Origin of the sequence: Brevundimonas sp. EYE_349 (genome assembly GCF_023147505.1) — a bacterium.
Classification (GTDB): Bacteria; Pseudomonadota; Alphaproteobacteria; order Caulobacterales; family Caulobacteraceae; genus Brevundimonas.
In genome coordinates, this window is sequence record NZ_JAHXPB010000008.1 from 77975 (window position 1) to 94380 (window position 16406).

Below are 16406 nucleotides of genomic sequence, written 5' to 3' on the forward strand. Positions count from 1 at the left end.
AAAACCACCTTCGGGCGTCTTGGGTTCCTATCGACCGAACAAGGGCTCCAGACTGGCGCGGGACAGGGGGCGGAACACCAGAAACTGTCCTCCGACCGTGATCGTGACCTCATGCGCCTGTGGCCGTTGCAGCAAGGCCGGATCGTCCAGGGACACTGCGCGCCCGGAGGCGATGTCGCGCGCGTCCATGGGCGGCAGGGTGGGCCGCCGTTCGTATGCCGCCAACGCGGACAGGAAGCCACGTACGGCGTTGGCCTGCTGGGCGGGCGTCAGGGCGGCGCGCACCTGGACCCAGGCGTCCTGAACCGAGGCTGGCAAGGGCGCCGTCTGAACCGACGGCTGCACCTGCGCGACAGTGGCGGTCGAAACGCCGACCGCCGATAGAAGGACCAGAATCGACACGACCAGAGGTTTCGAATCTTGCATCGAAACAGCAGAGGGCGCCGGCAGCGCGTAATGCAAGCTTCACTTTTCCGAGGAGTGGATGAACCTTCTTCCCGTCCTGCGCGTATGACCCGCACAAGCTTCGCAATGGAAAGCCAATGTCCTCCATCATCCGCCCTACCCCCGGTCAACGCACACGCCGCCTGGTTGTCCTGGCCGCCGCCGTTTTCGCCATCGCCGTGCCTCTGGTCCAGAATCTGGCCGGCCTGGGCCTGAACCAGGCCGAGTTCGCCGAAGACGGGAACAGCACCCTGCGCGTCGCCGGCTACGCCTTCGCCATCTGGGGGCTGATCTATGCGGGCGTGCTGGCCTATGCCATCCGCCAGGTCCTGCCGCAGACCGGAGAAAGCCCTCTGCTGACGCGGATGGGCCTGCCCTCGGCGGTCTCCTTCTTCGGCATCGGGTTATGGATCATCGTCGCCGCCCTGAACCTGAAGGCGGCCAGCGTGGTCGTGATCTTCGCATCCCTGGTGGCCTTGCTCCTGCCGCTGCTCAGCGTCGCCGGCCTTGTGCGGAGCTTGCCGCGTCTGGACCGCGAGCGGCTGTTGCTGGTCTGGCCGCTGGCCGCCCTTGCAGGCTGGTTGACGGTCGCCGCGCCGCTGAACCTGATCACCACCTTGACCGCTTTTGAAGCCCTGCCCACCGCCCTGTCGCCTGAGCTTTGGGCTATCGTCGCCATCGTGGCGGTGACGGTGATCGCGCTGGGCGTCACGGCGGTTCTGCGGACGCTGGCCTATCCGCTGCCGACGGCCTGGGGCCTGCTGGGCGCCTTCGTGGCGGAGCAGGCGGACAAGCCCGCCGTGGCCTTCACGGCCCTGGGCGGCGCGGTTGTGCTTTTGGTGGGCGGCGTGCTGTTGAGCTTCCGCCTGCGCCCCGGCGTCGAGCGCGCCCGCTAGAGTTCGGGAGCTTTTCCCGCTCATCCCTGCTGTCGTCGGGATGAGCGGGAAGCCATGGATCAGGCTTCAGGCTTAGCCGTGATCGCATCATCCTGGGGCTCGTGATCATCGGCCCCAACGTCGAAGGCGCCGTCTTGGTCGAATCCAACGCTGCCGACACCGGCAGCGGAACCCGTCAGGCGCTGGCGACTGGCCAGGGCGGCCTCTGGCGCGGCGGCGTCCAGTTCGGCCGTCGTCTCGGGGTCGTTCGAACGATCCATCTGCTGACCCGAAGCGGGGACGATGCGGTCGGTGTGAGGCTTGCTCACTTGTCGTCCTCCTCGGCGTCGTCTTCCGCCTTCTTCTGAGCGGCTTCGGCAAGGGCGGACGCGCCCGCGTCATCGGCGGCGATCTCGGGCCGGTCGTCGTCCTCGGGCGTGGCGGCCGGGTCTATAGGGGTGTCGGTCATGGTGTGCTCCTTGGAACTGTCGCCGAAATCAACCGCTCGCCGTGGTCGATGTTCCCCGATCTTGCGCCACGCGGGCTGACAATCGGCGCATCTGCGGCTAGAAGCGCCGCCCATGAGCGCTCCTGAAAAGACGATGTCCGAATTGGCCGCTGAATACGGCCTGGCCCCGAACGAGTATCAGGTCGTCCTCGACCGACTGGGGCGCGAGCCCAACCACGTCGAACTGGGCGTCTTCTCGGTCATGTGGTCCGAGCACTGCTCCTACAAATCCTCCAAGATCCACCTGGGCAAGTTCCCGACCACGGGCGAGCGCGTCATCTGCGGTCCGGGCGAGAATGCCGGCGTGATCGACATCGACGACGGCGACGCCTGCATCTTCAAGATGGAGAGCCACAACCACCCCAGCTTCATCGAACCCTATCAGGGCGCGGCGACGGGCGTGGGCGGCATCATGCGCGACGTCTTCACCATGGGTGCGCGCCCCGTGGCCCTGCTGAACGCCCTGCGTTTCGGCGATGTGAACCATGAGAAGACCAGGCGTCTGGTCTCGGGCGTCGTGTCGGGCATCGGCGGCTACGGCAACTGCGTCGGCGTGCCGACCGTGGCGGGCGAGACCAACTTCCACTCCGGCTACAACGGCAACATCCTGGTCAACGCGATGTGCGTGGGCCTGGCCAAGGCCGACAGCATCTTCTATTCGGCCGCGCCCTCGGCGGGCCTGTCGGTGGTCTATTTCGGGTCCAAGACAGGGCGCGACGGCATCCACGGCGCAACCATGTCCTCGGCCGAGTTCGACGACGAATCGGAATCCAAACGCCCCACCGTCCAGGTCGGCGACCCCTTCGCCGAGAAACTGCTGATCGAGGCGACGCTGGAGCTGATGGCGTCCGGCGCGGTCGCCGCCATCCAGGACATGGGCGCGGCGGGCCTGACCTCCTCCTCGGTCGAAATGGCCGGCAAGGGCGGCGTCGGCATCGAGTTGAACATGGACGCCGTGCCCCAGCGCGAAGAGGGCATGACCGCCTATGAGATGATGCTGTCGGAAAGTCAGGAGCGGATGCTGGCCGTCCTGAAGCCCGGCCGCGAGGAAGACGGTCACCGCATCTTCAAGAAGTGGGGCCTGGACGCCGCCGTCATCGGCGTGACCACCGACACCGGCCGTCTGGTGCTGAAGCATCACGGCGAGACCGTGTGCGACGTGCCGCTGGCGCCCCTGTTCGACGATGCGCCCCTGTATGACCGTCCGTGGGTCCAGCCGGAGCTTCAGCCGAAACTGAACCACGCCGACATCCCCGCGCCCGAGAACTGGGACGATGCGGTGATGAAGGTCGTCGCCTGCCCCGACATGGCCTCCAAGCGCTGGATCTGGGAACAGTACGACCGCCACGTCATGGCCGACACGCTGCAGGATTCGGCCACCGGCGCCGACGCGGGCGTGGTGCGGGTGCATGGTACGGACAAGGGTCTGGCCGTCACCTCGGACTGCACCCCGCGCTATGTCCAGAACGACCCCTATGAGGGCGGCAAACAGGCCGTGGCCGAGGCTTGGCGCAACCTGACCGCCGTGGGGTCGCGCCCCATCGCCATCACCGACAATCTGAACTTCGGCAATCCGCAGCGCCCCGAGATCATGGGCCAGATCGTGCGCGCCATCGACGGCATGGCCGAGGCCTGCCGAGAACTGGTCTTCCCGGTCGTGAGCGGCAACGTCAGCCTTTATAACGAGACCAACGGCGTCGCCATTCCGCCGACCCCTACCGTGGGCGCCGTGGGACTGCTGCCCAACTATGACGTGGTGACCGGCTTTGGCGGCATGGCCGAGGGCGATACGCTGGTCCTGATCGGCCAGACGCACGGCGAACTGGGCGCCTCCATCTATCTGCGCGAGGTTCTTGGCCGCGAGGACGGCGCCCCGCCGCCTGTCGATCTGAAGCTTGAGAAGCAAACAGGTGATTTCGTGCGCGGCCTGATCGAGGCTGGCGAACTGACCGTGGTGCATGATCTGTCCGACGGCGGCCTGATCGGCGCCGTCTCCGATCTGGTGCTGGCCTCGGACGTCGGCGTGACCTTGGACGCCTCCAGCGCCGCCCATGCCCACATCTTCCTGTTCGGAGAAGACCAGGCCCGTTATCTGGTCGCCGTGACCGACGCCGACGCCCTGATCGCCAAGGCCCAGGCCGCCGGTCTGCATGCCTCGGTCGTCGGCCATGCGGGCGGCGACGCCTTCGCCTCCAAGGGCGACAAGGGCGAACTGTTCAGCATCCCCGTCGCCCATCTGCGCGAATGGCACGAAGGCTGGATGCCAGGCTGGATGGGCGACGCCGCATGATCCGCACCGCCGCGCCCGTCGCCCTGGTCCTGTTGCTGGGGGCCTGTGACGGCGGCGGCGACCCGGTGCAGCAGGCGCTGCGCGACACCTCGGCCGCCAACCACGCGGCGGCGGCCCGGACCACGGCCGAAGTCGAGACGTCCCATAGCCCGGCGTCGGGCGTCACGCCGGGCGACCGGGCCTTCGCCGCGTCGGAAGCCGAAATGCACCGCAAGATGGCCGCAGCGTCGGGCCAGACGATCGACCAGGCCTATGTCGCCAAGATGATCGCCCACCACGAGGGCGCCGTCGACATGGCCAAGGTCGCCCTGCGCGACAGCCGCGACCCGGCCATCCGTCGCATGGCCCAGACCGTGATCGACGCGCAGACGCGCGAGATCACGCAAATGAAGGCCTGGGCACCCTCCACGCCGACGACGCGCTGATCCGCCTTTCGAACGTCACATCCCGCGCCTAGGGTTCGGGAATGGCTGACGGCGCAACGCCCTTTCGTCCCGCAATACCGCCCCGAAGGGCGGGCAAGCCTCTTTCTCTGCTGCCGTTCCTTTGGGTCAGTTGGCGTGATCCGATCCGCATGTGGTCGCAGCGGCATTTCACCGAGCCGCAGATTTACGGCCACTCGGCCTTTGGCGAGGTTCTGGTTGTCAGCCATCCCGAGGGGGTTCGGCACGTCCTGACCGAGAACGCCGCCAACTATGAGAAGGGCGAGTTGCAGAAGCGGGTGCTGGGTCCGATGCTGGCCGAGGGCTTGCTGTTGACCGAGGGCGACAAATGGCGCCGCGCCCGACGCATCCTGGCGCCCCTGTTCACCCCGGCGAAGATGGCCACGCTGAACGCGCGCATGGCCGAGGTCTGCCATGCGCGCGTCGCCGCCTGGGCGCTGTCGGCGCGAGGGCGAGTGCTGGACGTCGATTCCGAGATGTCGGGCCTGACCTTCGACATCCTGTCGGCCACCATGTTTTCGGACGAGCTGGGCGGCGAAGCGCGTGGGTTCGAGCGGGCGCTGAACCAGTTCCTGGCCAATGGCGCGCGCATCGACCCGCTGGATGTGCTGGGCGCGCCCGACTGGGCCCCGCGTCTGGGGCGGCTGGCCAGCTTCCGCTCGGCCCGGTTCTTCGAACAGCGGGTGACGCGGTTGGTCGAGGCGCGGCGGGCGCACATCCAGGCGGGCGACGCTCCGCCGGCCGATCTGCTCAGCGCCCTTCTGCTGGCCAGGGACGAGAACGGCGGCCCAGGTCTGTCAGATGCCGAGGTGGCCTCCAACATCCTGACCTTCATCCTGGCGGGGCATGAGACCACAGCGCGCGCCCTGGGCTGGGTGCTGCATCTGCTGTCGCGTCAGCCGGAGTATCTGGCCCGGGTGCAGGCGGAAGCCGACCAGTTCGACGTCGCCAATCCCAAATGGGCCGAGGCCCTGCCCTGGACCCGCGCCGTGCTGGAAGAGACGATGCGCCTGTTCCCGCCCGCCCCGACCATGGCGCGCAAGGCGCTGGCGGACGACGAGATCGGGGGCCAGAAGATCAGGGCCGGCGCGACGGTGATCGTGTCCCCGTGGATTCTGCAACGCCACACGCTTTGGTGGGACGATCCCGACGCCTTCAGACCCGAACGGTTCCTGCCCGAACATCGCAAGGCCATCGACCGCTACGCCTATATCCCCTTCAGCGCCGGGCCCCGCGTCTGCATCGGCGCGGCCTTCGCCCTGCAGGAGGCGATGATCGCCTTGGCCGCCATACTCCACGTGGCGGAGGTGGAGCCTTTGACGACCGCCGAACCCCGCCCTGTCCACCAGATCACCCTGCGCAGCCGCGAACCGATGCGGCTGAGGCTGCGAGCGCGGCGTCGCTGATCAGGGCGGCGAGGCGCCCGTCCAACCCAGCCTAGACGACCGGGATCGCCTGGGACAGGCGACCGCCGACCCGGATCGGCTCGACGCGCGTCGCCAACCCGGTCCGGTCGTCGGTCTCCACGAAGACGCCGCAGATAGTCGCCGGACCCGAGGCCGGGGTGTAGCGGCCGCCCGAAATTCTGGTGGTGAAACGGCGCAGCGGCTCGTCCTTTTCGTTGCCGATGACACTGTCATAGTCGCAGCAGCCACCGGCGTCGGTCTGATAGGCCGTGCCGCCCGGCAGGATCTGGCAGTCAGCGGTCGGGACGTGGGTGTGGGTGCCCACGACCAGCGAAGCGCGTCCGTCGCAGAAGTGGCCCATGGCCATCTTCTCCGAGGTCGCTTCGCAATGCATGTCCACGATGACGGCGTCGGCGACGGCGCCGAGCGGGGCGGCCGCCAGTTCCCGCTCCACCGCGCCGAACGGATCATCCATCGGGTCCATATGGACGCGCCCCAGCACATTCATGACCAGAACGGTTCGCCCGGTATCGGTCTCGAACAGATTGGCCCCGGCGCCCGGCGCATCCATCAGACGCGGATAGTTGGCTGGACGGATCAGGCGCGGCTCGCGCACGATATAGGTCAGGGCCTCGCGCTGGTCCCACGAATGGTTGCCCAGCGTCAGACAGTCGGCGCCCGCCATGAACAGCTCTCGCGCCGTGTTCTCAGTAATGCCGAACCCGCCCGCCGCGTTCTCGGCGTTGACCACCACGAAATCGAGTTTCAGGTCGCGCTTCAAGCCAGGAAGGTGATCGCTGATGCCGTCACGGCCGGACTTGCCGATGACGTCGCCGAAAAATGCCAGTCTCATTTGGAAGCCGTATAGCCGTTCTCGGTCAGAACGCCATGCAGCCGAATGTCGTGTTCATCCAAAATCAGCCGCTCGACCACCTGACCCGCATAGGCGAAGCCGATGCGCAGGGCGTGCGGCCGTTCCGCGAAGGTGCGGTCGTAAAAGCCGCCGCCCTGCCCCAGGCGTCCGCCCTGATCGTCGAAGGCCAGAAGGGGCGCCAGGATCAGATCGGGATCGACAGTCTGGGCCAACGGCAGGGGCGCGGGGCATCCGGCGGCGTCCAGCTCCAGCGGCTCGCCCGGCGACCAGGCGCGAAAGATCATCGGGGCGTCACGCTGGATCACCACGGGCAGGCAGAGACGACGGCCCTGGCGTGACAGGGCCTGGGCCAGGGCGTCCGTGTCCAGCTCCGACCCCATCGCGCGGTACAGGGCCACGAACTCACCCTTCGGCAACTGGTCCGCATGATCGGCGGCGCGCGCCGCCGCCTCTGGATCCAGCCCGGCCAGACGTTTGCGCAGCATGCGCATGTCCGAGCGCCGTTGGGACTTGTCGCTCATGGAAACAGTCTCGCGTCCCAATAGACAGGGATGTTCAGCCCGGTCGTGATCCGCGCGAAGTCGGAATGGTTGGGATTGATCAGGATGTTGCTGTCCAGCCGCGCCACGACGGAGGGAACGATCAGGATCAACGACCGCGCCGATCTGTGCCATTCGCAACCGAAAGCGCGGCTGACCGCGCCATTCGCCAAATCCCAGCCCGGATGGGCTGCGGGCTGAAACACCTCGTAGCTGACGCCTGCGGGGATGGCGATCTCGACATAGTGCTGGTTCGGCGGCAGGGCGCCGGAGCCGTGGACCAGCTTCTCCAGCAAGCTAGTGGAATAGTGTTGCGCCGCATAGATCAACGGATGCGTCGGGTCGTTCCAGCGGCCTGGATTGATGGTCGATCCTGTGGCGTCGAATATCGGATAGGCCGCCCCCTCCGGATCACCGATCCGGTAGGCGGTCAGCCCCTTGTCCAGCCGTTGCGCCGTCAAGCCGCCGAGCCGTAGCGCAATCGACCCAGAATATCGCAAACCAATTCGGCGCCCAGTTCACTGCCGATGGCCACCGTCATCGGGGCCTGATTTTCCAGCATGGCGTGGGGGCGGAACAGGAAGCCGCGCGCCGCGACATCGCCGCCCCAGACCGCCACCGCCTCGGCCCAGACGCGCGCGACGCGGGCGACCCGCTCGCTGGCGGCGGGAGACAGGACGCCGGACTTGTTGCGGGCCGCCGTGGCGCGCGGCACGACCTTGTGGCGGAAACCGTTGTCGTCGGGGCTGACGGCGTCGGCCACCAGCGTCAGGGCGCGTGTCGGCAGACCGGCGCTGACCGATCGGGCCAGATCCATAGGCGAAATGCTGGCGGCGTCCTTGACCCCCAGCACATAGGCGACAGTGGAATAGTCAGACATGACCGACCTCGCTCAACATAGACAGCATGTTGTCTCACATGAGACGCTTGTCAATGACAGCAAACAGCCGACGCTGAGTGGAATGACGAACGCGCGCTCAAGCAGCGAGCCGCCGCGCGGCGAGCGTTTGCGCCAGAAGGAATGAAAGGTGGCGGCGCCGCGCGAACCGTGAAGAACGTTTAAATCCTCTCGACCTGGGTAGCCAGGTGGGCTCCATATGCCCAGGCCCTCGAGCCCGGACAGGGACAGATCCCGTAGAGTGAATTAAGGTCAGAAGGATATGTTGTCTTCGACGTGAGCCGCAGCATGACCCGCCGCCAGACAAGATAGGGCCTTGCGCGCGAACACGCCAGCGGCCCGACGTCAGATATTTTGAGCGATCTTCTCGATCCGCGCGGCGACGGCGTTCAGGGCCTCGGCGACCCCGTCGGTCGCAGCGGGCGCGGGCGCGGCGGCCGGCGCCTTTCCTCCGCCCAGGCGGGCTTCGTGCAACTCATCGGCCAGAATCAGGGCCGACATCAAAAACAGGCGCAGATCGCCGACCTGACCGACATCCTGGGCCACGGCGCGAACCTGATTGTCGAACTGTTTGGCCAGGATGCGGACCCGCTCTTCCTGACCATCGGCGCAACCCACCGCATAAGGGCGGCCGTTCACCTCAACCGTCACCGTCGCCATCAGCGATCCTTGCCTTCGGTCATATCCTGCGCCTCTTCCAGAACCTCGCGCACGGCCTCGGCCGCACGACCCAGGGCCTCGGACGCCTCGCGGCCTGCGGCCTCCAACTCGGCGAGGCGCGCATCCGCGGGGCGGGGCGCGAACAGGTCGTCGTCCGCAACGGCGGGCGCCGAGGCGGGGCGCGCCTTCAGCTCCAGTATCTTGCGTTCGAGGTCGGCCAGGGCGCGGTCGATGCGCGCCCGTGCGGCCGTGGTGGCGTCTGCCATCGGTCGCTCCTTGCAAATTGCGTATAGAACCCGAGGACGCGCCGGGGTAAAGCGGCGCCGCCTCTTAAATTCCGCATCGTTCGAAAGGTCTCCGCCGTGACCGACGCCAAATCCGCACCCAAGGCCACCCCCGAACAGATGGCCAACGCCATCCGCGTCCTCGCGATGGACGGCGTGGAGAAGGCCAAGTCGGGCCACCCCGGCATGCCGATGGGCATGGCCGACGTCGCCACGGTGCTGTTTTCCAAGTTCCTGAAGTTTGACGCCTCGCGCCCCGACTGGGCCGACCGCGACCGCTTCATCCTGTCGGCCGGCCACGGCTCGATGCTGATCTACGCCCTGCTGCACCTGACCGGCTACAAGGCGGCGACCAAGGAAGAACTGTCGAACTTCCGCCAGTGGGGTTCCAAGACCGCGGGCCACCCTGAGTATGGCCATATGCCCGGCGTCGAGGTCACGACTGGCCCGCTGGGTCAGGGTCTGGCCACCTCGGTCGGTTTCGCCATGGCCGAGCGTCATCTGGCCGCCAAATACGGCGACGACCTGGTCGATCACCGCACCTGGGTCATCGCCGGCGACGGCTGCCTGATGGAGGGCGTGTCACAGGAAGCCATCGCGCTTGCCGGCCGCTACAAGCTGAACAAGCTGACCGTGCTGTGGGACGACAACGAGATCACCATCGACGGCAAGGTCTCGCTGTCCGACGCCGTTGACCAGAAGGCCCGCTTCAAGGCCGCCGGCTGGGCGGTCAAGGCCGTCGACGGCCACGACATGAAGGCGATCAAGTCGGCGATGCAATGGGCCATCCGCCAGGACAAGCCCGTCCTGCTGGCCTGCAAGACCAAGATCGGCAAGGGCGCCGCCACCATGGAAGGCAGCCACAAGACCCACGGCGCGGCCCTGGGCGCCGCCGAGATCGCCGCCACCCGCCTGGGCCTGGCCTGGGATCACGACCCATTCGAAATGCCCGAGACCATCCTGTCGGCCTGGCACAAGGTCGGCCGTCGCGGCGCCAAGGACCGCAAGAAGTGGGAGGCCCGCCTCGCCGCCTCGTCCCAGGCCGCCGACTTCACCCGCGCCATGAAGGGCGACCTGCCCGAGGCCGCCTTCGACGCCCTGAACGCCAAGATCGCCGAACTGGTCGAGGCTAAGCCCGCACAGGCCACGCGCCAGTCGTCAGGCGCTGCGCTGGACGAACTGTTCGCCGCCATCCCCGAACTGGTCGGCGGCTCGGCCGACCTGACCGGATCGAACAACACCTTCGTCAAGGGCACGCCGGTCCTGGACGCGCCGACCTATGAAGGCCGCTACGTCAACTGGGGCATCCGCGAATTCGGCATGGCGGCGGCCATGAACGGCCTGGCCCTGCACGGCGGGGTCATCCCCTACGGCGGCACCTTCATGGTGTTTTCGGACTACAGCCGTCCGGCGATTCGTCTGGGAGCATTGATGGGCGTGCGCGCCATCCACGTCCTGACGCACGACAGCATCGGTCTGGGCGAAGACGGCCCGACGCACCAGCCGGTCGAGCATCTGGCGGCCCTGCGCGCCATTCCGAACCTGCTGGTCTTCCGCCCCGCCGACACGATTGAGGCGATGGAGTGCTGGCAGATCGCGCTTCAGACCAAGACGGCGCCCTCGGCCCTGGCCCTGTCGCGCCAGAAGACGCCTGCCGTCCGCACCGCCGCCGCGACCGAAAACCTGTCAGCCAAGGGCGCCTATGAGATCAAGGCCGCCAATGGCGAGGCCAAGGTCACCCTGTTCGGCACCGGCACCGAACTGGCTCTGGCGCTGGACGCCGCGGCAACTCTGGAAGCCGAAGGCACGCCCACCCGCGTCGTCTCGGTGCCCTCGTTCGAATTGTTCGAGCAACAGGACGCCGCCTACCAGGCCGCCGTCATTGGTCGCGGCACCGTGCGCGTCGCGGTGGAAGCCGCCATCAAACAGGGCTGGGAGCGGTTCATCGGCGAAGACGGCGCCTTCATCGGCATGTCCAGCTTCGGCGCCTCGGCCCCGGCCGAAGTCCTGTACGAGAAGTTCGGCATCACCTCGGACGCCGTAGTGGCGGCGGTCAAGGCCCGGCTTTAGGCCTCAGATCCTCCCCCGCTGGCGGGGGAGGACTTCAGGAGCAGATGATGAAACTCGGCACCCCGCTTTCCGACACCGCCGTGCGCGTGATGCTGCTCGGCGCGGGCGAACTGGGCAAGGAGGTCGCCATCGAGCTGCAGCGGCTGGGCGCCGAGGTGATCGCTGTGGACCGTTATCCCAACGCTCCGGCCATGCAGGTCGCGCACCGCAGCCACGTCATCCCCATGACCGACGCCCAGGTGCTGAACGGCGTCATCCTGGCCGAGGCGCCGCACATCATCGTGCCCGAGATCGAGGCCATCGCCACCGAGGTTCTGGCCGATATCGAGGCGGCGGGCATGGCGCGGGTCGTTCCCACCGCCCGCGCGGTTCAGCTGACCATGAACCGCGAGGGCATCCGCAAGCTGGCCGCCGAGACCCTCGGCCTGCCCACCAGCCCCTACGCCTTCGCAGGATCGCCTGAGGAACTGGCGGCGGGCGCTGAGATCGTCGGCTATCCCAACTTCGTCAAGCCGGTCATGTCTTCGTCCGGCAAGGGGCAGTCCTTCGTCGAGAACCCCGACGAAATCGCCGACGCCTGGACCTATGCCCAGGAAGGCGGCCGCGTCGCGGGCGCGCGCGTCATCGTCGAGGGCCGGATCGATTTCGACTTCGAGATCACCCTGCTGACCGTGCGTTCGCTGCGCGATGGCGTGGTCGTCACCGACTTCTGCGCCCCCATCGGCCATCGCCAGGTCAAGGGCGACTATGTCGAGAGCTGGCAGCCTCAGGCCATGACGCCCGCCGCGCTGGCCGCTTCGCAGGACATCGCCGGCAAGGTGACGGAGGCGCTAGGCGGCCTGGGCGTCTTCGGCGTCGAACTGTTCGTCAAGGGCGATCAGGTCTGGTTCTCCGAGGTTTCGCCCCGTCCGCACGACACCGGCCTGGTCACCCTGGCCAGCCAGACCATGAGCGAGTTCGCCCTGCACGCCCGCGCCATCCTGGGCCTGCCGGTCGATGTGACCCAGCGCGAGCCCGCCGCCAGCGCGGTCATCTATGGCGGCCTGGAGGCTGAGGGCGTCGCCTTCGAGGGCGTGGCCGAGGCCCTGTCGGTCCCCACCGCCGACCTGCGCCTGTTCGGCAAGCCCGAAGCCTTCGAGCGCCGCCGCATGGGCGTGGCGACCGCGCGCGGCGCCGATGTGGATCAGGCCCGCGAACGGGCGCGCGAGGCGGCCGGGCGGGTGAAGGTCGTTCGGGGCTGACGCCGACCCTCCTCCACCTCTACGACTTTGGTCGATTGGCCTTGTCCCGCATTGTGGTGCAAACCATGGGCGAGGGCCGCGATCAGTCGGCTGGGAGGGAACTGTCGTGGGCAAGCTGAGCACACCCATAATCTTCGGCGCCATCGCCATCCTGGGGGCCGTGTCCCTGGGCGTCATCGCCCTGCATCAGGGCGAGAGCATCAGCGCGGTCTGGATGGTGGTCGCCGCCGTCTGCACCTATGCGATCGCCTATCGGTTCTACAGCCGGTATCTGGCCAACAAGGTCATGGGATTGAACCCCGCGCGCCTGACGCCCGCCATGCGTCGCAACGACGGGCTGGACTATGTGCCGACGCCCCGAAATGTCCTGTTCGGCCACCACTTCGCCGCCATCGCGGGGGCCGGGCCGCTGGTCGGGCCCGTGCTGGCCGCGCAGATGGGCTATCTGCCCGGCGTCTTGTGGATCCTGGTCGGCGCCGTGCTGGCGGGGGCGGTGCAGGACATGATGGTCCTGTTCATGTCCACGCGCCGCGACGGCAAGTCCTTGGGCGACATGATCCGCACCGAGATGGGGAATATCCCCGGCATCATCGCCCAGGTCGGCGTCCTGATGATCATGGTCATCATCCTGGCCGTTCTGGCCCTGGTGGTGGTCAAGGCCCTGGCCGAAAGCCCGTGGGGCACGTTCACCGTCGCCGCCACCATCCCCATCGCCATCTTCATGGGCCTGTACACCCGCTTCCTGCGCCCCGGCCGCGTGGGCGAGGTGTCGGTGATTGGCGTCGTCCTGCTGATCCTGGCCATCATCGGCGGCGGCCATGTCGCGGCTGATCCCTATTGGGGCCCGGCCTTCACCCTGACCGGCCCGACCCTGGCCATTCTGATGATGATCTATGGCTTCATCGCCTCGGTCATTCCGGTGTGGTTGCTGCTGGCGCCGCGCGATTACCTGTCCACCTTCCTGAAGATCGGCGCCATCGTGGCCTTGGCCGTCGGCATCCTGATCGTGCGTCCGCACCTGCAGATGCCGGCCATCACCCCCTTCATCGACGGCACCGGCCCGGTCTTCGCCGGGGCCCTGTTCCCCTTCCTGTTCATCACCATCGCCTGTGGCGCCGTGTCGGGCTTCCACGCCCTGATCTCTTCGGGCACCACGCCCAAGCTGCTGGAGAACGAAGCCCAGATCCCGATGATCGGCTATGGCGCCATGCTGTGCGAAAGCTTCGTCGCGGTCATGGCCCTGATCGCCGCCACGGTTCTGGACCCGGCGGTCTATTTCGCCATGAACAGCCCGGCCGCCGTGATCGGCAAGGATGCGGCCTCGGCCGCCGCCGCCGTGGCCCAGTGGGGCTTCCACATCACGCCCGGAGAGTTGGAGCAACTGGCCCGCGACGTGGGCGAGCACTCGATCCTGTCGCGCGCGGGCGGCGCCCCGACCCTGGCGGTCGGCATGGCGCACATCCTGTCCAGCGTGATCGGCGGCAAGGCGATGATGGCCTTCTGGTATCACTTCGCCATCCTGTTCGAGGCCCTGTTCATCCTGACGACCGTGGACGCCGGCACCCGCGTCTGCCGCTTCATGATCCAGGATCTGCTGGGCGTCGCGGTTCCCAAGATGCGCGAAACCAAGTCCTGGGCCGCCAACGTCGTGGCCACGGCCCTGACGGTCGGTCTGTGGGGCTATTTCCTCTATACCGGCGTGGTCGATCCGCTGGGCGGCATCAACAGCCTGTGGCCCCTGTTCGGCATCGCCAACCAGATGCTGGCGGCCGTCGCCCTGATCCTGGGGACCGTGGTCCTGTTCAAGATGAAGCGCGAGAAGTTCGCCTGGGTCATGGTCGTGCCAGCGACCTGGCTGCTGATCTGCACCCTGACGGCGGGCTTCCAGAAGCTGTTCCACCCCGAGGTCCGCATCGGCTTCCTGGCCCATGCCCGGAAGTATCAGGAGGCGCTGGGCGCCGGCGAACTGATCGCCCCGGCCAAGTCGGCGGCGGACATGCATCGGATCGTGGTCAACGACTACGTCAACTCGGCGCTGACGGCGGGCTTCCTGTTCGTGGTCATCACCATGGTCGTCTATGGCGTCCTGGCCTGCCGCAAGGCCTATCGCAACAACCGTCCGACCGTGCGCGAATATCCCGAAAGCCACGAACTGACCCCGGCCGACGAAGCCGCGGACGTGGCCCGTGCCTGACCCCTCGAACGAGGACCTGCTGTGCCTGTGCCGCGAAACCGCCCTGCGGTGGGGTCGCGGCGTCAGGCGCACGGCCGGGGCCATGATCGGCCAGCCGGACTATCAGGCCTATGTCGACCATGCGGCGGCGACCCATCCCGACCAGCCGCCGCTGGACAAGACCGCCTTCTTCCGCCTGCACGAACAACGCCGGTTCGGCGGGGCGGGCGGGTTCAAATGCTGCTGATCGCTCTTTGATCTTGCGCTCCTCCCGGCGAAAGCCGGGACCCAGCGCTTTGGACGTTCAACCCGGACCCAAAGCGCCAGCCGCCAATCCAACGTACCCATCTTGCAAAAGAACTGGGTCCCGGCTTTCGCCGGGATGGGGCGATAGAAGAAAATGAGCTAGAGCGGGCCGGGTCGGTCAGCGGCGCCCGCCCGATCCTGGCTGCGAAGCGCCGCAATGGCGGCCTCCAGCGTCGGGTCGTCGCCGGCGCGTCTTTGGGCCACCGTGCGAGGGGCGGCGATGTCTGGCGTCACCCCGCGCTTTTCCAGCCGCGTCCCGCCGGCGGTGACGAAATCCGCCCGGCTTAGGGTCAGCCGCCCTCCATCCGGCAGATTGGTCTCCTGCGCGATCAGCACCGACCCGCCGGTCCGTTCCCCCACCACGATGCCGCGTCGCGCCTCTTGCAGGGCCGCCGGCGTCAGTTCAGCCGCGCTGCGACTGCCCTGATCGACCAGGACGGCGACGGGGTTGGCCAGGGGATCGCGCCGGTCGCCACAGTCGCCCGCCGCCCTCAGCACCACCGCCCGCCCGGTTCGCCCCGTCCGCGTCGCCCAGGCCTGATTGCGAGGAAGGAAACAGGTCAGGACCGATTCGGCCTCCCACAATCGCCCGCCAGGATTGCCGCGCAGATCAAGCACCACGTCCACATCGGGCGGCAGTCCCTCCAGCGCGCTGCCCATCCACGGTCCCAGGCCCTTGTCGAACTGCTCGACCCGCAGCACCAGGACGCCGGGCCGCGACGTATCGGCGACGAAGGGCTGGACGGCATCCATGATGCGCGGCGTCAGGGTCGTCTCTCGCCGCTGGCCCGCCTCGTCGGTCAGGACCAGATGCACGGGTCGGCCGTCGAACGCCTCCACGTCCGGTCCCCACGGCCGACCGTCAACGGTTTTCAGCGCCCAGCCCAGTTGGATGCCCGCCTCCTCGGCCGGAGAACCGTGTCGGATGCGCTCCACGGTCCAGTCGTCCGGCGTCTGGCCCCGCATCAGGGTCATACCCATCACGGCCCGACGCGCGAACTGCATTTCCTGACGCCGGACGGCGGCCGGCGGGCTGGCGGCGGCGTGGCCGTCATCCAGCAGGTCCAGCATGGCGTTCAGCACCCGGTACAGCGCCCGCTCGTCCGGCGCCGCCATGGCCTGAGGTCGGAACTGGGTCCGCGCCGCGCGCCAGTCCACGCCATGCAATGAAGGGTCGTAATAGCCGCGCCGAACCTCGTCCCACACCCGGTCGAACACACGCTGATTCAACCGTTCCTGCGCGCGACTTGGCGCGACGCCTGCCGCGCTGACCGGCGCCAGGGGCGCAGCGACCGCCGAAGCCGCCGACCCGAGGGGCAGCCCCAGCAACACGACCCCGAACAGGCGAGACGAAAGAGATAGACGCATAGGCCGCATCTGACCTTGCCGCCCCGG

General features: G+C 67.7%; 19 protein-coding genes and 1 other RNA gene. 9 read left to right on the forward strand and 11 right to left on the reverse strand.

What is annotated here, in order from left to right:
- Window positions 1–27: 27 nt before the first annotated feature.
- Window positions 28–426 carry a hypothetical protein gene (locus tag KZX42_RS14395; RefSeq protein WP_248120379.1) on the reverse strand — a complete coding sequence of 133 codons (399 nt, stop codon included), beginning with the start codon at window positions 424–426 and terminating at the stop codon, window positions 28–30.
- Between the two features lie 116 nt (window positions 427–542).
- Here KZX42_RS14395 and KZX42_RS14400 point away from each other — a divergent pair, with 116 nt between their 5' ends.
- Complete coding sequence (locus KZX42_RS14400; protein ID WP_248120381.1) at window positions 543–1340, forward strand: hypothetical protein; 798 nt, start codon at window positions 543–545, stop codon at window positions 1338–1340.
- A gap of 59 nt (window positions 1341–1399) precedes the next feature.
- Here KZX42_RS14400 and KZX42_RS14405 read toward each other — a convergent pair whose 3' ends face one another.
- Together KZX42_RS14405 and KZX42_RS14410 are read right to left on the reverse strand one after the other, a co-directional pair.
- Window positions 1400–1648 (reverse strand): Tat pathway signal protein, encoded by a 249-nt coding sequence (locus KZX42_RS14405; RefSeq protein WP_248120383.1) that lies wholly within the window; start codon window positions 1646–1648, stop codon window positions 1400–1402.
- Window positions 1645–1788 (reverse strand): hypothetical protein, encoded by a 144-nt coding sequence (locus KZX42_RS14410; protein ID WP_248120384.1) that lies wholly within the window; start codon window positions 1786–1788, stop codon window positions 1645–1647. Before KZX42_RS14410 ends, KZX42_RS14405 begins: the two co-directional genes overlap by 4 nt.
- A 112-nt stretch (window positions 1789–1900) precedes the next feature.
- Between KZX42_RS14410 and purL the strand changes: the two genes are divergently transcribed.
- From purL to KZX42_RS14425, 3 genes are all read left to right on the forward strand, one after another.
- Window positions 1901–4117 (forward strand): phosphoribosylformylglycinamidine synthase subunit PurL, encoded by a 2217-nt coding sequence (gene purL, locus KZX42_RS14415; protein WP_248120386.1) that lies wholly within the window; start codon window positions 1901–1903, stop codon window positions 4115–4117.
- Window positions 4114–4542 carry a DUF305 domain-containing protein gene (locus KZX42_RS14420; protein ID WP_248120388.1) on the forward strand — a complete coding sequence of 143 codons (429 nt, stop codon included), beginning with the start codon at window positions 4114–4116 and terminating at the stop codon, window positions 4540–4542. Before purL ends, KZX42_RS14420 begins: the two co-directional genes overlap by 4 nt.
- A 149-nt stretch (window positions 4543–4691) precedes the next feature.
- On the forward strand, window positions 4692–5966 hold the full coding sequence (locus KZX42_RS14425) for a cytochrome P450 (protein ID WP_248120390.1): 1275 nt from the start codon (window positions 4692–4694) through the stop codon (window positions 5964–5966).
- 31 nt (window positions 5967–5997) lie between these two features.
- Here the strand turns inward: KZX42_RS14425 and KZX42_RS14430 are convergent, their stop codons facing one another.
- The 4 genes from KZX42_RS14430 to KZX42_RS14445 are packed head-to-tail and all read right to left on the reverse strand — an operon-like array spanning window position 5998 to window position 8259.
- Window positions 5998–6819, reverse strand: coding sequence for a TIGR00282 family metallophosphoesterase (locus tag KZX42_RS14430; protein ID WP_248120392.1), 822 nt, complete (start codon window positions 6817–6819; stop codon window positions 5998–6000).
- On the reverse strand, window positions 6816–7361 hold the full coding sequence (locus KZX42_RS14435) for a 5-formyltetrahydrofolate cyclo-ligase (RefSeq protein WP_248120394.1): 546 nt from the start codon (window positions 7359–7361) through the stop codon (window positions 6816–6818). Before KZX42_RS14435 ends, KZX42_RS14430 begins: the two co-directional genes overlap by 4 nt.
- Entirely contained in the window at window positions 7358–7840 is a 483-nt protein-coding gene (locus tag KZX42_RS14440; protein WP_248120396.1) for an RES domain-containing protein, read from the reverse strand. Before KZX42_RS14440 ends, KZX42_RS14435 begins: the two co-directional genes overlap by 4 nt.
- The gene (locus KZX42_RS14445; protein WP_248120398.1) at window positions 7837–8259 is read right to left on the reverse strand and encodes an antitoxin Xre/MbcA/ParS toxin-binding domain-containing protein; all 423 of its coding nucleotides are present in this window, start codon (window positions 8257–8259) and stop codon (window positions 7837–7839) included. The genes KZX42_RS14440 and KZX42_RS14445 overlap by 4 nt, the downstream gene beginning before the upstream one ends.
- Here KZX42_RS14445 and KZX42_RS14450 point away from each other — a divergent pair.
- Window positions 8258–8404, forward strand: coding sequence for a hypothetical protein (locus tag KZX42_RS14450; RefSeq protein ID WP_248120400.1), 147 nt, complete (start codon window positions 8258–8260; stop codon window positions 8402–8404). The genes KZX42_RS14445 and KZX42_RS14450 overlap by 2 nt on opposite strands.
- A gap of 5 nt (window positions 8405–8409) precedes the next feature.
- Here the strand turns inward: KZX42_RS14450 and ssrS are convergent.
- From ssrS to KZX42_RS14465, 3 genes are all read right to left on the reverse strand, one after another.
- Window positions 8410–8570, reverse strand: a non-coding RNA gene (ssrS, locus tag KZX42_RS14455) — 6S RNA.
- A 52-nt stretch (window positions 8571–8622) separates the two neighbouring features.
- On the reverse strand, window positions 8623–8937 hold the full coding sequence (gene zapA, locus KZX42_RS14460) for a cell division protein ZapA (protein WP_248120402.1): 315 nt from the start codon (window positions 8935–8937) through the stop codon (window positions 8623–8625).
- Complete coding sequence (locus KZX42_RS14465; RefSeq protein WP_248120403.1) at window positions 8937–9203, reverse strand: hypothetical protein; 267 nt, start codon at window positions 9201–9203, stop codon at window positions 8937–8939. Before KZX42_RS14465 ends, zapA begins: the two co-directional genes overlap by 1 nt.
- 96 nt (window positions 9204–9299) lie before the next feature.
- On the opposite strand from KZX42_RS14465, the gene tkt reads away from it, so the two are divergent.
- The 4 genes from tkt to KZX42_RS14485 all read left to right on the forward strand — a co-directional run bounded on the left by tkt (window position 9300) and on the right by KZX42_RS14485 (window position 14952).
- Window positions 9300–11291, forward strand: coding sequence for a transketolase (gene tkt / locus KZX42_RS14470; RefSeq protein ID WP_292047482.1), 1992 nt, complete (start codon window positions 9300–9302; stop codon window positions 11289–11291).
- Between the two features lie 47 nt (window positions 11292–11338).
- Window positions 11339–12532 carry a formate-dependent phosphoribosylglycinamide formyltransferase gene (purT, locus tag KZX42_RS14475; protein ID WP_248120405.1) on the forward strand — a complete coding sequence of 398 codons (1194 nt, stop codon included), beginning with the start codon at window positions 11339–11341 and terminating at the stop codon, window positions 12530–12532.
- Window positions 12533–12638: 106 nt separating this feature from the next.
- Complete coding sequence (locus KZX42_RS14480) at window positions 12639–14726, forward strand: carbon starvation CstA family protein (RefSeq protein ID WP_248120407.1); 2088 nt, start codon at window positions 12639–12641, stop codon at window positions 14724–14726.
- 43 nt (window positions 14727–14769) lie between these two features.
- Complete coding sequence (locus KZX42_RS14485; protein ID WP_167334135.1) at window positions 14770–14952, forward strand: YbdD/YjiX family protein; 183 nt, start codon at window positions 14770–14772, stop codon at window positions 14950–14952.
- 158 nt (window positions 14953–15110) lie between these two features.
- Here KZX42_RS14485 and KZX42_RS14490 read toward each other — a convergent pair whose 3' ends face one another.
- Complete coding sequence (locus KZX42_RS14490; protein ID WP_248120411.1) at window positions 15111–16379, reverse strand: S41 family peptidase; 1269 nt, start codon at window positions 16377–16379, stop codon at window positions 15111–15113.
- Window positions 16380–16406: the final 27 nt, after the last annotated feature.